Genomic DNA, 15144 nt, shown 5'->3' on the forward strand with positions numbered 1-15144 from the left:
ATGTCTTCAACTGAAGCAACCAATAAAGCTCCAGCAGTACCCGAGAAAAATAATAGCAAACCCGCGCGAGACGAGCCGGTATTACAGGTCGAGCGTCGTGACTTTATTGATCTCGTTCCGGAAAAACGTCCGCGTGCCCAATCATTACGAGGCTTCGATGATTGTTATACGGATATTGTCGATTATATTGTCCGCTGTACCCATAAAATATGGGATGAGCGTGATGTCGGATTAATTTACACCCATTACACCCACAACTGCGTGTTATATAACGCGCTGGGAACCCTCTATAACCGCGAGCAGGTCGTGCAGGATACGCTCCAGCGCTTAATTGCGTTCCCGGAGCGTCGCGGCATGGCGACCCAGGTTATCTGGAACGGCAATGACGTGGACGGTTTCTATACCTCGCATCTGGTGACCGGCAGCGGGCGTCACACCCAGTACAGCCATCTGGGCAAACCGACCAATCGCACCTTTGTGAACCGTACCGTCGCCGACTGTATGATCCACGAAAACAAAATTTACCGTGAGTGGGTGGTGAGCGACAACATGTCGCTGATGAAGCAGCTTGGGCTGAACACCGATGAAATCGCCTTTAACATGGCGAAAGAGCAGTTCGATAAAGGTTTTCGCGTCACCGATATTGGCGAGAACGGCCGGATGCTCGGCCAGTATCCGCCGGATGTGGCTTGTGACGTCTCTATCGCCCACACGGACACCGAAGAGCAGCTTCTGCGCTGGCTGCATGAGATCTATAACCGTCGGATGCTGGGCAAAATCAAAGAGGTGTACGCCCCGACCGTGCAGTGGCACGGCCCGTTAATGAAAGAGCTGTACGGCACGGCGGCGGTGACGCACCAGACGCTGGCGCTGATCGGCATGATCCCTGATGGCGCATGGCTGCCGCAGCATATCTGCTCGAATCCATGCGATGAGGGCGGGGTGAAAGTGGCGGTGCGCTGGATTATCGAAGGCCACCACCTGGGCTACGGCGCGCTGGGCAAACCGACGGGCGAGCGTCTGTTCGTGATGGGCATGTCCCACTACCACATCGTCAACGGCAAAATCGTCGATGAATGGGTGGTGTACGACCACCTGGCGCTGCTGGCGCAAATCAAACTCGGCCAGATGGAGGAGGCGTAATGTCTGCACAAGCGATTACGGAACAGGTGAGCTGGATCAAGCGGCCGCAGGGGCAGGATGCGCAGGCCGACCGTACATTAACGGATAAAGTCAGCGCCATCATCGAGCGCGTGAAAACGGAAGGCGATGCGGCGCTAAGGGCATTTTCACAGCAGTTCGACAACGTGGTGCCAGAGCAGTTTGAAGTGACGGCGCAGGAGATTGAAAACGCGCTGAACGATCTGGATCCGCAGACGCGGCGCGACAGCGAGTTCGCCATTGCGCAGGTCCGCCGTTTTGCCCAGGCGCAGTTGGCGACCATGCAGCCGCTGGAGGTGGAAACCATGCCGGGCGTGCATCTCGGACACCGCATTATTCCCGTGCAGACCGTCGGCTGTTACGTACCGGGGGGGCGTTATCCGATCCTTTCGGCGCCGGTGATGTCGATTGTTCCGGCAACGGTCGCGGGTTGCGAGCAGATTATCGCCTGTCTGCCGCCCGCCGCTCATCCGGCGATGATTGCCGTCTGCCATCTGGCGGGTGCACATCGGATCTTCAAAATCGGCGGGGCGCAGGCGATTGCGGCGATGGCCTGGGGAACCGACAGCGTTCCGGCGGTGGATAAAATCGTCGGGCCGGGCAACGCCTTTGTGAACGAAGCCAAGCGTCAGGTGTTTGGCAAAGTGGGGATTGATGCCCTGGCCGGGCCAAGCGAAATCTTCACCGTCGCCGATGACAGCGCCGATCCGCGTATTCTGGCGGCGGATCTGCTGGCGCAGGCCGAGCATGACGTCCATACCCGCGTCGGGCTGGCGACCACCAGTCGCGCCATTGCCGAAGGTACGCTGATGGAGATCGAACGTCAGCTGACCACGCTGCCGACGGCGGCTACGGCGGGTGAAGCCTGGCGTCGTCAGGGCGAAATCGTGCTGTGTGACACCGAGGAGCAGCTGATCGCGTTAGCCGATTTTATGGCGACGGAGCATCTGCAGGTGCACACCCGCGATCCGCACGGCACGGCGGCGAAGATCCGCAATTACGGTTCACTGTTTATCGGCCAGAACGCCAGCGTGGTGTTTTCGGACAAATGTTGTGGGACCAACCACACCTTGCCAACGATGGCGGCGGCGCGCTACACCGGCGGGCTGTGGGTGGGCGCCTATGTGAAAATCTGTACCCACCAGTGGATTGATGACAAAGGCATTGCGGCGATTGCGGAACCGGCGATACGCCAGAGCCGCACTGAAGGGATGCAGGGGCACCGGCGCGCGGCGGAGATTCGTCTGCGGCCTGAGGCGATTGACGCAATCACCTCGGGCACGCGCGATTAAATCAGCAGCCTGGCCCCGCGCCAGGCCCCGCGCCAGGCCTTACTCCTCGCTGAATGGCAGGCGACGACGCGCGCGCGATGCGCGTTGGGTGATCGCTTTCGCCATCGACTCGCCAATCTCCGCACACACGGTCAGCCCCTGCACAAAGGGCTGATCGTGCATCAGATACGGCAGAGCACCAAAGGCGATGCGCCCGCGCACGCTGTCGGGTGCCAGCAGGGTGTAATCCTCACCGACGTCCGGGATCTCATCGCCGTTTTCCTGTAACTGCTGGCGCAGCGTCGGGAACGGCAGATCTTTGGTCTTCAGTGGTTTTTGTCCGCGGGCATCAATAAAGAGATCGAATTCATAACGCTCTCCCTTCGCCATAATGATCGTCCTGTCGTCCTGCACATCCCTTTTATAGTCCGCACCCAGCGCCAGCACGCTGATAATGCCGGCCTCGCGCAGCGCCAGCAGCCGACGAATAGACTGGGAGGGAATGGCCGCATAGTTGTCGATAAAAATGCGCGACAGCCCGGCGTCAAAACGCTTGCGGTCCTTATCCGTCAGATGCGGGACGATCTCCTGCACCACTTCATGCATCCGCAAAATGGTGTAGCGCCAGGGCACCGTGCGTTTATCACGTTTGTTGCGCTCGACCTCATCGAGATTGGATTGCGCCCAGCTGAAGGGATCGTGTTTGTGGCGCTCGGCAAAATAGGCGTCGTGGAAGGTATCGACGTTCAGCGCTTCAAGGCCAATGGCGTGGCTCCACTGTGGATCGGCCAGCTCAAGTTCCTGCGTCATCAGAGTGAACACGCGATCGAGCAGCCCCTCAGATCCTGCGGCGATCGCTTTTTCGATGGCCTGTTCCGTGACGAGGGTGAGCGGCTCGTAGGGGAGAGGGCAGTAAAAATCGGCTTCTGGCAGAATGCCCGAGCGGGACATCAGCACGATGTCGAGCGCATCGCTCCCTTTGTCGAGCCTGAATTCCACGGGCTGATTTTCCGGCTCGATAAATTCACCGTGCTGAATGGCGACCGCCATCGCCGCATCTAACCCGCTGAGGGAGGTGCCCATAATGCCAACGCGACAGGCGCGAATAGTGGCTTCCATCAATCCCGACCAGGGGCTGGGGAAGAACGAGCGCGTTGATTCCTCTTCGTCCGGCCAGACGTGACCGGTGGCGATCACCGCCAGATCGTACGTCGCGGGTTCTGCCCGGTTCTCCGCCCAGACCTTGACGCCCTGAGGCGTCACCTCCAGGTCATTAACCTGGCAGGACTCCTGCACCTTGACGGTAAATCCGCGCTGTTTCGCCTGTGCGACCAGCTGTAAAAACTGGTCGCGATAATACTCGCCCAACAAAATGCGTGGCAGGAACTGGCGGTCATGAAGGGAGGATTTCTGCACACCGTAGCGTGCCAGGTGTTCGCTGCTCTGGGTAAGCAGCCAGTCGAGATAGGTCGAAAAGAGCGGGGGGATTTCGATGCTGGCGATGTTAGCGAGCATCATCCGCGAGTTGTCTTCATCGCTGTACGGCATGCCAACTCCGGCCTCGTCGCCCTGCTCATAAATATCCACGGCCAGTGGCATCTGATTTTTCAGCAGAGAGAAAAGGGTATAAATGCCGGTGGGGCCGGCACCGATAATCGCAATCTGTTTCATCCATTCTCACCCGTTATTATTGTTTGATTCCTGGAGGGCAACCGGGCGCCGACTTCGCCGGGCGTTAACGCCTTTCGCCCGTCTGCCCTCGTCCATTTCTGAGTCATCACCGCTTTTAGTGCCGGATTTCCCGTACATCAAACAGTATATACGCTGTCACTATTTCTATAGCAGAAGCGGGAACGTCATCAGAAAGCCGTTATCCGTCAGGATCTCGCCAGTGGAATACATTACGTCATGGGATGAAACAGGATTCGCGCAAAGAAGCAGAGGGTTAAGCGGTGAAAATGTAAAACGGGAAACGTCGTCGAGAGAGAGCAGCAATGCCTGTTATTAACGGGCTAATCAGGGATATTCTGGAATGTTGAAAAGGGAGGGAATGCTGAAGAGATTGAATCTGAATTGGTGCGTCCGAGTGGACTCGAACCACCGACCCCCACCATGTCAAGGTGGTGCTCTAACCAACTGAGCTACGGACGCACTGTACAGATTTTTTTGATGGTGCGTCCGAGTGGACTCGAACCACCGACCCCCACCATGTCAAGGTGGTGCTCTAACCAACTGAGCTACGGACGCATCATGTTGTCTGTGACAACGGGGTCGAATATTAGCGACAGTGACGGGATGAGGCAAGAGGGAAAATGCAATTTTCTTCCGTATTTCACGCGATTGCTTCATTCCCGCGCAAAATGAAGAGAAAGTAGCCGCCCGTAGACGGCTAGCGGGTAATTAACGCGCAGCGCGTTGCAAAATCACATTCGATGGCTGACGTTGCAGGAAGCGCATACGCAGCATCATCAGGATCGCGGCGGAGGTTAATCCGATGATAAAGCCCATCCAGAAACCGGCCGGACCCATTCTGTCGACCACCAGATCCGTCAGCGCCAGCACGTAACCGCTCGGCAGCCCGAGCACCCAGTAGGCGGTGAAGGTGATAAAGAAGATCGAACGCGTATCTTTATACCCACGCAGAATACCGCTGCCGATCACCTGAATCGAATCGGAAATCTGGTATACCGCCGCCAGCAGCATCAGCTGTGAGGCGAGGATCACCACTTCCGGATTGTCGTTATAAAGCAGGGCGATCTGCTCGCGCAGCAACACGGTAAAGATGGCGGTACAGGCCGCCATGCACACGCCCACCATCAGGCCGGTACGTGCCGCCGTCTGTGCATCGAGCGTCGAACCCTGCCCCAGACGATAGCCGACGCGGATCGTTACCGCTGCCGCAAGGGACATTGGCAGTACGAACATCAGCGAGCTAAAGTTCAGCGCAATCTGGTGGCCTGCCACGTCGACAATCCCCAGCGGGGAGACCAGCAGGGCGACGACCGCAAACAGCGTCACTTCAAAGAACAGCGCCAACGCGATAGGCAGACCGAGCTGCACCAGACGTTTCACCACGCTCATATCCGGCTTGCCGAAACCCGGCTCATTGCGGATATCGCGCATTGAGCGCGCGCGTTTGACGTAAGAGAGCATGCTGGCAAACATGACCCAGTAGACCGCCGCCGTCGCGACGCCACAGCCCACGCCGCCCAGCTCTGGCATGCCGAAATGACCGTAGATAAAGACATAGTTCACCGGGATGTTTACCAGCAGCCCGATAAAGCCAATCACCATGCCGGGTTTAGTTTTCGCCAGCCCTTCACACTGGTTACGCGCCACCTGGAAGAACAGGTAGCCGGGCGCGCCCCACAGCAGCGCACGCAGATAGCCGACGGCTTTATCGGCCAGGGCCGGGTCGATATTGTGCATCGAGCGAATAATATGGCCCGCGTTCCACAGCACAATCATGATCAGAACGGAGACACATCCGGCGAGCCAGAAGCCCTGACGCACCTGATGGGCAATACGATCGCGTCGGCCTGAGCCGTTAAGCTGGGCGATAACCGGCGTAAGGGCCAGCAACAGTCCGTGGCCGAACAGAATAGCCGGAAGCCAGATAGAGGTACCGATAGCAACGGCGGCCATATCGGTGGCGCTGTAACCACCCGCCATAACCGTATCCACAAATCCCATTGCGGTTTGAGCGACCTGCGCGATGATCACCGGTATTGCCAGCGCTAATAACTGACGCGCTTCATTCATGTACTTCTGCACGTGAACACCTTTTGTTTTGTTGTTATTTGAGAGACTAAAAAACCCGCCGAAACTGGCAGCAAGAAGAAAAAACAGGGGGAATGCCAGCTATTGTAGCGGGGTTTCTCTATTTATCTAGTGAAAAAATCGCCAGAAAATGCGCTCCGCTGGCAACCTGTTTTTCCAACTGTTATTGTGTTGCGATTAAACGGTGTCACTACCGTTGGGATAATACAGGAGTGGTAAGCATGTTTACTGGTATCGTGCAGGGCACTGCAAAACTGGTGTCCATAGATGAAAAACCTAATTTCCGTACCCATGTGGTCGAGCTGCCGGAATATATGCTCGACGGTCTGGAGACCGGGGCATCGGTGGCACACAACGGCTGCTGTCTGACAGTGACAGAAATTAACGGCAACCGTATTAGCTTTGATCTGATGAAAGAGACGCTGCGTATTACCAACCTCGGAGAGCTGGTGGTGGGCGACATGGTTAACGTTGAGCGCGCGGCGAAGTTCAGCGATGAGATTGGCGGGCATTTAATGTCGGGTCATATTATGACGACCGCCGAGATTTCGAAAATCCTGACTTCAGAAAATAACCGTCAGATCTGGTTTAAGGTACAAGACGCGTCATTAATGAAATACATCCTGTACAAAGGATTTATTGGCGTGGATGGGATTAGTCTGACGGTGGGAGAAGTGACGCCAACCCGTTTCTGCGTGCATTTAATTCCAGAAACGTTGCAGCGCACGACGCTCGGGGCGAAAAAACTCGGCCATCGCATTAATATCGAAATTGATCCCCAGACCCAGGCGGTAGTGGATACCGTAGAGCGGGTGCTGGCGGCGAAAGAATTAGCGAGTAAACTGACGTCGGAAGACGAATAAAATAAACCCCGGTTATCCGGGGTTTATTTTTTATCGTGCGACCCGCAAACCATGCTCCACGCCACGACTGAACACGACCTGCCAGAGCTGAATATCCCGGGCACGAAACGCGCCCGCACAGGCATTCAGGTAATAGACGAACATCCGCTTGAAGCGTTCAGAATAGTTATCCGCAATTTCCGGCCATGATGCCAGGAAACGTTCGTGCCAGGCCATCAGTGTCGTATCGTAGTCGGCACCGAAATTGTGCCAGTCTTCGACAATAAAGTGCGACTCACTGGCATCGGCTATCTGGCGAACCGAAGGTAAACAGCCATTCGGGAAGATATATTTATTGATCCAGGGATCGACCGAATGATCGGTCTTTTTGGAACCGATGGTGTGTAGCAGGAAAAGACCTTCCGGTTTCAGGTTACGATCGGCAACCGTGAAATAGGTGTTGTAATTTTTGGGCCCGACGTGCTCGAACATTCCCACGGAGACGATACGATCGAACTGATCGTCCAGATCGCGATAATCCTGCAGAAGAATGGTCACATCCAGCCCCGCGCAGCGTTCTTGCGCCAGTTTCTGCTGTTCAGCCGAAATGGTCACGCCCACGACGCTCACGCCGTAATGTTTCGCCATGTACCAGGCAAGCCCACCCCAGCCGCAGCCGATATCCAGCACCCGCATACCGGGCTGAAGCTGCAGTTTTTCGCAGATTAAACGCAGTTTCGCCTGCTGTGCATCTTCGAGCGTGGTGGCCTCTTTCCAGTAGGCGCAAGAATATTGCATGAGCGGGTCAAGCATGCGGCTGAAAAGATCGTTGCCAAGATCGTAATGCTCTTTCCCGACAATCCATGCCCGTTTTTTACTTTGCAGATTCAGCAACCGTGCAGAGGCGATCCGCAGCGTATCCTTCAGGTGGTGGGGGAGCTGATTTTCCAGCCCGGCGCGCAGAACGTTATGGAAAAACATATCCAGCCGCTCGCATTCCCACCAGCCGTCCATGTAGCTCTCGCCTAAACCCAGCGAACCTTCCTGCAAGACGCGTTTGAAAAAATCGGGATGTTTTACCTGAATATCTGAAGGAGCAGACCCGTTAATCGCGATGCCCGCCCGACTCAGTAATTCATTGACGATCCGGAACCAGTTATTGTCCCGAACATTGACTTCTTCTATACACGATGAACTCATAGCTTCTCCATCACGTTGTGTGATCAGAACCTTCAAACAGCGTAGCCGCTTTTTATGGTTTGTGAGAAATCCCACGGTTTTTCCGTGAGGCTAATATCCGACGTAGAACAGAGGAAGGGAGATAACCCTTACCGAAAGGCCTTCCATGGTAAAACGGGAGCACTCCGGCTCCCGTTAACACATAATATTTATCGTATTTATATGAACCAAATTTAGTATAGGCCGCAAAAAAGAGCGATTCAACTGAAAGTTGTTAGCAGCCTAATGACTGAAATGTAACATAATTGCTCGCGCGATTACGCCTGCGACGATTTCGCCTCGGCAGTGTCCTCTGCCAGCGTCTTCACTGACGCCTGCATGCGATAACCCAGCGCGGCGAGAACCACGGTAGCCAGCATCACGCTGGTCGTGGTCAGCAGCGGCGTAGCGATTAACGCAGAGACAATCAGGCTTGCGAGGAAGCACAGACCGAGCTGCAGGGTGTTTTGCAGCGCCGCCGCTCGGCCCGTGGCATGAGGGAACGGACGCAGTGCCTGAGCCACTACAATCGGGTAAATCGCGCCGTTTGCCACGGCCATCACACAGAATGGGATCAGAATTTCAGTCAGCCCGACGTGTGGAATAAAGCCAACCGCCCAGGTACCGATGACGCTCACGGCGAAAAGTACCAGCAGCCATGGCAGCATCTGCTGTCCCTGCCATTTTTGCAGCGCGGCGCGGCAGCCGTAGCCCCCCACCAGGAACGCGATGGTCTGTGGAACATAGCTCAGGCCGATCACCGCCGGGCTGTAGCCCATATCATGCAGAATAAACGGCGAACCGGTCAGCCACGCAAAGAAGCTGGCTGAACAGGCGGCGTAGACCAGCACGTTGCCGCGATACGCGCGTGAACGCAGCAGCGACAGGAAAGTGACGCGATTATCGTGGTTTTCAGCCGGTTTCGGCTGGGCAGGTTTTAGCGTGAAGGCCGGTAACATCAGCACCAGCGTGATGATAAACAGGGTGGCGAAAATCGCCTGCCAGTCAAAATGCACCAGGATCCAGCTACCGAGCAGGGGAGCCAGCGCCGGAGAAAGCCCGACCAGCGGCATAATGGTGGCAAAAATGCGGTTCACGCGAGACGCGGGATAATAGTCCGTCACCAGCGCCTGCCAGGTGACGGCTGCGGCACACACACCGAACGCCTGGATAAATCGCAGCACCAGCAGCCAGGTGGCATCACGCACCCACAGCATCCCCAGGCAGCCGACGGCGAAAATCGCCAGACCGAGGAGCAGAATCGGTTTGCGACCGTAACGGTCAGAGAGCGGGCCCCATAACAGCTGTGCGAAGGCAAAACCGGCGAGGAACAGGCTCAGGCTGGCGCTGATGGCGGCAGCAGGGGTCTGTAAATCGGCCTGCATCGCGGCAAACGCGGGCAGGTACATGTCGGTCGCCAAAAAGCCCAGCACGCTTAAACCGCCGAGCCAGACCAGGAATCCTTTGTTGGGTTGCATTATTTTTTATTTCCTAAAGAGGGCAGGTAATTACTGGCGCAAAGTGTAGGGAGTGCAAACTGCCTTGTGAAACGCTAATATTTGGTGATTGCATTCAAAAATTTTGCAGGCAGAAAATGTGGTCAGAATATTCGTTAGAAGTGGTGGATGCGGTCGCGCGTAACGGCAGCTTTAGTGGTGCGGCCCAGGAACTCCACCGCGTCCCCTCTGCGGTGAGCTATACGGTGCGTCAGCTTGAAGAGTGGCTGGCGGTTCCGCTGTTCGAGCGTCGTCACCGTGACGTGGTTCTGACGCCAGCGGGCGTCTGGTTTTTGAAAGAAGGGCGATCTGTTATCAAAAAAATGATGATCACTCGCGAGCAGTGCCAGCAGATCGCGAACGGCTGGCGCGGGCATCTCGCCATTGCGGTCGATAACATCGTCAAACCCGAACGCACCCGACAGATGGTCGTCGATTTCTATCGCCACTTCTCTGATGTGGAGCTGCGCGTCTCGCAGGAGGTGTTCAACGGCGTGTGGGATGCGCTCTCTGACGGCAGGGTGGAGATGGCGATCGGCGCGACCCAGGCGATCCCGGTGGGTGGTCGCTATGCATTTCGCGATATGGGAGCTCTGAGCTGGACCTGCGTTGTCGCCCGCGATCATCCTCTGGCCGCCATTGCAGGCCCGTTGAGCGATGATACGTTGCGCAACTGGCCGTCGCTGGTGCTGGAAGATACCTCACGATCGCTGCCAAAACGGATTACCTGGTTACTGGATAACCAGCGCCGTGTGGTCGCACCGGACTGGGAGACGTCGGCGACCTGTCTTTCTGCGGGGCTGTGCGTGGGAATGGTGCCGGTGCATTTTGCACGTCCACGCATTGATCGCGGTGAGTGGGTGGCGCTGACGCTGGAAAACCCGTTCCCGGATGCGGCCTGTTGCCTGACGTGGCAGCAAAACGATATGTCACCGGCGCTGGCGTGGCTGCTGGATTATCTGGGGGATAGCGAAACGCTGAACAGAGAGTGGCTGAGGGAGCCGGAATAACCGGCCCCTCGGGGAGATCAACGGCGGTAGTCGCGGAACGGACCGTCGGCCACGGAGCGACGTTCAATCAGGCGCGGGTGGACTTCAATCGACTGCGACTCTTCACGCTTGCTGACGATGCGGTCCAACAACATATTGAAGGCCGTTTCGCCCAGCGAGTCTTTCGGCTGGTGAATGGTCGTCAGCGCCGGGGTGAAGTAGCGTGCGTTGCGCACGTTATCGTACCCGATCACTGAAATGTCCTGCGGCACGCGCAAACCCAGCTCATCGGCTGCGCAAAGGGCGCCCATCGCCATAATGTCACCCCCGATAAAGACCGCGGTAGGGCGGTGCGACTGGGAGACGATCTGCTGCATCGCGCGGTAGCCGGACTCCGGCTCGAAGTCGCCCTGCACGATCCAGTTTTCTGGCACCGTAATCAGCGCTTCTTCCATCGCTTTCATGAACCCTGCCAGACGGCCTGCGCCGGTGTTGCGCTCCAGCGGACCCGGAATGACGCCGATTTCGCGGTGACCGCGCTCAATCAAGTAGCGACCTGCCATGTAGCCGCCTTCAAAGGCGTTATCGTTGACGGAATCGGTAAAATCAGCGCGGGTATCACCCCAGTCCATCACCACCATCGGAATGTGGCGATACTCTTCAAGCATGGAGAGTACGGACTCCGGGTATTCAGAACACATTACCAGCAGGCCATCAACGCGCTTTTGCGCCATCATCGACAGGTAAGCGCGCTGTTTCTCCTGGCTGTTCCAGGCGTTGCCGAGAATCAGGGTGTAGCCCTTCTGGAAACAGTTTTTCTCAACCGCTTCGATGATCTCCGCAAAATAGGCGGCTTCGCTGCTGGTCGCCAGCAGGCCGATCGATTTGGTGTGGTTCACCTTCAGGCTACGCGCCACGGCACTTGGGGAGTAGTGCAGCTCTTTGATGGCGGCCCATACGGCGTTGCGCGTCTCTTCCGCAACGAAACGCGTTTTGTTAATTACATGTGATACGGTTGTAGTGGAAACGTTTGCGCGTTTCGCCACATCTTTAATTGTTGCCATTACATGTCACTCCAGACCATATCTTAAACTCCTGAAATACTTAAAGGTAAACGTTTGCCTTCTCTCACCCTTATCTCGCAATGTGAATTGCGATACGCCGGGAAAACGACTCAGAACGTCAGGAGGGGGTCAGTGGCCGGTACGCTTATAAATTTAGCGTGGAATTTTGTCTTATCTTGATGAAAAGGGGAAGAGCAAAAACGGTTATCAGCCTAAATCCAGGAAGATTTTTGGGGTAAACTGTGTAAAAATGAGCAAGCTCACTTTTCGTGGGGTGATTAAAAGGAGAAAAATTGATGAGTACCGATCTGAAGTTTTCGCTGACGACAACCATTATTGTTCTGGCCCTGATTGTCGCTGCGGGTCTGACCGCTGCGCTGCACTGATTTAAGCGGGGGAGAGTTCTCTCCCTCGTCTCCTGCCTGTTCCCTGATTGTTACCCGCACGGCAAAAATCTTTTGCTAATTTGTTAACTTCTCATTTTTTGTGTTTGATGTCATGCTTTTGACATCTTAGTCCTGTGTCGCGCGACGACACGGCATCCGGAGTTAATCAATGAAAATCAATTTTCCCCTGCTGGCCCTGGCGATTGGCGCTTTTGGCATCGGCACCACCGAGTTTTCGCCGATGGGGCTGTTGCCGGTTATCGCAAAAGGGGTAGATGTCTCTATTCCGGCCGCAGGCATGCTGATCAGCGCCTACGCCATTGGCGTGATGATTGGCGCGCCGCTCATGACGCTGCTGTTGTCGCATCGTGCCCGTCGCAATGCGCTGATCTTCCTGATGGCGATTTTTACCCTCGGTAATGTGCTCTCTGCGCTGTCACCGGATTACACCACGCTGCTGCTGTCACGCATTCTGACCAGCCTGAACCACGGCGCGTTCTTTGGCTTAGGCTCAGTGGTGGCGGCGAGCGTGGTGCCAAAACACAAGCAGGCCAGCGCGGTGGCAACCATGTTTATGGGGCTAACCATCGCCAATATTGGCGGTGTACCGGCGGCGACCTGGCTAGGTGAAGTCATAGGCTGGCGGATGTCGTTTATGGCAACCGCAGGGCTGGGCGTAGTGGCGATGATTGCACTGTTCTTCTCCCTTCCGAAAGGCGAGGCGGGCGAGCGCCCGGACGTGCGTAAAGAGCTGTCGGTGCTGGTTCGTCCACAGGTGCTCTCCGCTCTGTTAACCACGGTGCTTGGGGCGGGCGCGATGTTTACGCTCTACACCTACATTTCACCGGTTCTGCACGATATTACTCACGCCACACCGTTGTTCGTGACGGCGATGCTGGTGCTGATTGGCGTCGGTTTCTCACTGGGCAACTATCTCGGCGGTAAACTGGCGGATCGCTCGGTCACCGGGACGCTGAAAGGCTTCTTAACGCTGCTGATTGTGATTATGCTCGCGATTCCCTGGCTTGCGCGCAACGAGTTTGGGGCGGCCATTGCGATGGTGGTGTGGGGCGCTGCAACCTTTGCCGTGGTTCCGCCATTGCAGATGCGCGTCATGCGTGTGGCGCACGAAGCGCCGGGCCTCTCCTCTTCCGTGAATATCGGGGCGTTTAATCTCGGGAATGCGCTGGGTGCGGCAGCCGGTGGGGCGGTGATTTCAGGCGGGCTGGGATACGCTTTTGTACCGGTGATGGGGGCGATTATTGCGGCGCTCGGTCTGCTGCTGGTCCTGACATCGGGCCGTAAACAGCCGGAACCTGTTCGCGTCACAGAGTAATCAAAAAACGCAGAAGGGCTGCCCCTTCTGCGTCTCATTTATGCCGCGAAGTTCTTCGCCACAAATTCCCAGTTCACCAGCGCCCAGAAGTGCTCAAGGTAGTTCGGGCGAGCGTTACGGTAGTCGATATAATACGCGTGTTCCCACACATCAACGGTCATCAGCGGTTTCGCGCTGGTGGTCAGTGGGGTTCCCGCGTTTGATGTTGAGACGATAGCCAGTTTACCGTCGGCCTCTTTGACCAGCCACGTCCAGCCAGAGCCGAAGTTCTTAATTGCTGCGTCAGTAAACTTCGCTTTGAAATCTGCAAAGCTGCCGAATGCGGCGTTAATGGCAGCCGCCAGTTCACCGGTTGGTTCGCCACCGGCGTTCGGTGCCAGGCAGTGCCAGTAGAACGTGTGGTTCCAGACCTGAGCGGCGTTGTTGAACACACCACCGTCAGAACTGCGCACAATCTCTTCAAGTGTTTTACCTTCAAACGCAGTGCCCTTAACCAGATTGTTCAGGTTAGTGACATAGGTCTGATGGTGTTTGCCGTAGTGGTACTCCAGGGTTTCCGCCGAAATGTGCGGAGCCAGGGCGTCTTTTGCATACGGTAATGCAGGTAATTCGAACGACATTGCTTCTCTCCTTATTATAGTGTTGCACTGCAATAACCCTATTGAGTGCAAGGATAGAGTAGCAAATTGAAAGGGTATGCAAAAGAGGAACTTACCCTGCCGACGGTGCGGCAGGGCAGGGATTAGCGAATGGTTTTCGGGGTCATTACGCGGCGGGCGCCAACGTAATGGCGAACCCAGTAATCTTCGCTCAGGGAGGTGATTTGGATATCCTGGCCGCTGCGAGGCGACTGGATAAACTTGCCGTTGCCAACGTAAACGCCAACGTGATCGGCGGTGCCGCGGCCTTGCGTGCGGAAGAAGACCAGATCTCCGCTCTCCAGCTCACCGCGATTCACGGCTGCTGCATCGCGCAGGTGATACATCTCATTCGCCGTACGCGGGATGCGGAACTTCACCAGATCTTTATAGGCGTAATAGACCAGACCGCTGCAGTCGAAACCGGTGCGCGGGGAGGTGCCGCCCCAATGATAGGGTTTGCCAATCTGCCCCATCAGCTTGTTCATCGCGGTTTTCTGCGCTTTCTGCACGCGCACTTTATGCACCTCAGAGAGCTTCGCAGTTTTGCCCACTTTCACGCAGTTCGTTTTGTGGCCTTTCCGGACGGTGCATTTTTCCGGAGCCACTTTTGCAACTTTTACGGCAGTGCGGGTGGGTTTGCTGCGGGTTTTACTGGTGAGGGCCTTACTGGAGGTGGACTGCTTTCGTGCGGTAGTGGTTTTTTTCTTTTCGCTTTTACGGGTGCTGGTAGGTGTTTTTTTCTTACGTTCTGTGGTTTTCGCCAGATGTGACTTCTGCACGGCAGAGTGCCGCGCCTGCTCCGAGGCGTTAGCCGCTGGCGTGAAAACGAGTGATGTAAACAGTAAAGCACAGAGCGTGATCGAGATTTTTGTTATCCGCGCCACTGAGCATTCCCCTGAATTAGATGTGGGTCATCAATAGTACCCACGTATGATTTACAAAGCCCGTCGATTCTAATCT

Annotated in this window: 13 protein-coding genes and 2 tRNA genes; 6 read left to right on the forward strand and 9 right to left on the reverse strand. The window is 56.0% G+C overall.

Going from position 1 to position 15144, the window contains the following annotated elements:
- Positions 1 to 1143 (forward strand): ester cyclase, encoded by a 1143-nt coding sequence (locus ABIE11_RS01555; protein WP_102103554.1) that lies wholly within the window; start codon positions 1 to 3, stop codon positions 1141 to 1143.
- Positions 1143 to 2453, forward strand: a complete 1311-nt coding sequence (gene hisD, locus ABIE11_RS01560) for a histidinol dehydrogenase (protein ID WP_429183685.1) — start codon at positions 1143 to 1145, stop codon at positions 2451 to 2453. Before ABIE11_RS01555 ends, hisD begins: the two co-directional genes overlap by 1 nt.
- A 39-nt stretch (positions 2454 to 2492) precedes the next feature.
- Here hisD and ABIE11_RS01565 read toward each other — a convergent pair whose 3' ends face one another.
- The 4 genes from ABIE11_RS01565 to mdtK all read right to left on the reverse strand — a co-directional run bounded on the left by ABIE11_RS01565 (position 2493) and on the right by mdtK (position 6206).
- A complete protein-coding gene (locus tag ABIE11_RS01565; protein WP_429183687.1) occupies positions 2493 to 4103 on the reverse strand; it encodes an FAD-NAD(P)-binding protein in 1611 nt (536 codons plus the stop codon).
- Positions 4104 to 4506: 403 nt separating this feature from the next.
- A tRNA-Val gene (locus ABIE11_RS01570) sits at positions 4507 to 4583 on the reverse strand.
- Positions 4584 to 4602: 19 nt separating this feature from the next.
- Positions 4603 to 4679, reverse strand: a tRNA-Val gene (locus ABIE11_RS01575).
- Between the two features lie 153 nt (positions 4680 to 4832).
- Positions 4833 to 6206, reverse strand: a complete 1374-nt coding sequence (gene mdtK / locus ABIE11_RS01580; protein ID WP_102103557.1) for an MdtK family multidrug efflux MATE transporter — start codon at positions 6204 to 6206, stop codon at positions 4833 to 4835.
- A 227-nt stretch (positions 6207 to 6433) separates the two neighbouring features.
- Between mdtK and ABIE11_RS01585 the strand changes: the two genes are divergently transcribed.
- Positions 6434 to 7075 (forward strand): riboflavin synthase subunit alpha, encoded by a 642-nt coding sequence (locus ABIE11_RS01585; protein ID WP_100780416.1) that lies wholly within the window; start codon positions 6434 to 6436, stop codon positions 7073 to 7075.
- 30 nt (positions 7076 to 7105) lie between these two features.
- Here the strand turns inward: ABIE11_RS01585 and cfa are convergent, their stop codons facing one another.
- Together cfa and punC are read right to left on the reverse strand one after the other, a co-directional pair.
- Entirely contained in the window at positions 7106 to 8254 is a 1149-nt protein-coding gene (gene cfa, locus ABIE11_RS01590; protein ID WP_123428955.1) for a cyclopropane fatty acyl phospholipid synthase, read from the reverse strand.
- A gap of 296 nt (positions 8255 to 8550) precedes the next feature.
- Entirely contained in the window at positions 8551 to 9750 is a 1200-nt protein-coding gene (punC, locus tag ABIE11_RS01595; protein WP_123428953.1) for a purine nucleoside transporter PunC, read from the reverse strand.
- Between the two features lie 116 nt (positions 9751 to 9866).
- Between punC and punR the strand changes: the two genes are divergently transcribed.
- Complete coding sequence (gene punR, locus ABIE11_RS01600) at positions 9867 to 10778, forward strand: DNA-binding transcriptional activator PunR (protein WP_100780413.1); 912 nt, start codon at positions 9867 to 9869, stop codon at positions 10776 to 10778.
- A 17-nt stretch (positions 10779 to 10795) separates the two neighbouring features.
- Here punR and purR read toward each other — a convergent pair whose 3' ends face one another.
- Positions 10796 to 11821 (reverse strand): HTH-type transcriptional repressor PurR, encoded by a 1026-nt coding sequence (gene purR, locus ABIE11_RS01605; RefSeq protein ID WP_100780412.1) that lies wholly within the window; start codon positions 11819 to 11821, stop codon positions 10796 to 10798.
- Positions 11822 to 12117: 296 nt separating this feature from the next.
- On the opposite strand from purR, the gene ABIE11_RS01610 reads away from it, so the two are divergent.
- Complete coding sequence (locus ABIE11_RS01610; protein ID WP_100780411.1) at positions 12118 to 12207, forward strand: YnhF family membrane protein; 90 nt, start codon at positions 12118 to 12120, stop codon at positions 12205 to 12207.
- 169 nt (positions 12208 to 12376) lie between these two features.
- Complete coding sequence (locus tag ABIE11_RS01615) at positions 12377 to 13543, forward strand: MFS transporter (RefSeq protein WP_100780410.1); 1167 nt, start codon at positions 12377 to 12379, stop codon at positions 13541 to 13543.
- A 38-nt stretch (positions 13544 to 13581) separates the two neighbouring features.
- Here ABIE11_RS01615 and sodB read toward each other — a convergent pair whose 3' ends face one another.
- Complete coding sequence (sodB, locus tag ABIE11_RS01620) at positions 13582 to 14163, reverse strand: superoxide dismutase [Fe] (protein WP_100780409.1); 582 nt, start codon at positions 14161 to 14163, stop codon at positions 13582 to 13584.
- A 122-nt stretch (positions 14164 to 14285) separates the two neighbouring features.
- Positions 14286 to 15068, reverse strand: a complete 783-nt coding sequence (locus ABIE11_RS01625) for a C40 family peptidase (protein ID WP_371975023.1) — start codon at positions 15066 to 15068, stop codon at positions 14286 to 14288.
- Positions 15069 to 15144 lie beyond the last annotated feature (76 nt).

Source organism: Lelliottia sp. 489 (genome assembly GCF_050435885.1).
In the GTDB taxonomy this organism is placed as follows: Bacteria; Pseudomonadota; Gammaproteobacteria; order Enterobacterales; family Enterobacteriaceae; genus Enterobacter; species Enterobacter nimipressuralis.

Coding starts and splice junctions, on each gene's coding strand:
- cfa (WP_123428955.1), bottom strand. CDS start 8,254: ATGAGTTCATCGTGTATAGAAGAAGTCAATGTTCGGGACAATAACTGG.
- ABIE11_RS01565 (WP_429183687.1), bottom strand. CDS start 4,103: ATGAAACAGATTGCGATTATCGGTGCCGGCCCCACCGGCATTTATACC.
- ABIE11_RS01615 (WP_100780410.1), top strand. CDS start 12,377: ATGAAAATCAATTTTCCCCTGCTGGCCCTGGCGATTGGCGCTTTTGGC.
- ABIE11_RS01555 (WP_102103554.1), top strand. CDS start 1: ATGTCTTCAACTGAAGCAACCAATAAAGCTCCAGCAGTACCCGAGAAA.
- ABIE11_RS01585 (WP_100780416.1), top strand. CDS start 6,434: ATGTTTACTGGTATCGTGCAGGGCACTGCAAAACTGGTGTCCATAGAT.
- punR (WP_100780413.1), top strand. CDS start 9,867: ATGTGGTCAGAATATTCGTTAGAAGTGGTGGATGCGGTCGCGCGTAAC.
- purR (WP_100780412.1), bottom strand. CDS start 11,821: ATGGCAACAATTAAAGATGTGGCGAAACGCGCAAACGTTTCCACTACA.
- sodB (WP_100780409.1), bottom strand. CDS start 14,163: ATGTCGTTCGAATTACCTGCATTACCGTATGCAAAAGACGCCCTGGCT.
- ABIE11_RS01610 (WP_100780411.1), top strand. CDS start 12,118: ATGAGTACCGATCTGAAGTTTTCGCTGACGACAACCATTATTGTTCTG.
- punC (WP_123428953.1), bottom strand. CDS start 9,750: ATGCAACCCAACAAAGGATTCCTGGTCTGGCTCGGCGGTTTAAGCGTG.
- hisD (WP_429183685.1), top strand. CDS start 1,143: ATGTCTGCACAAGCGATTACGGAACAGGTGAGCTGGATCAAGCGGCCG.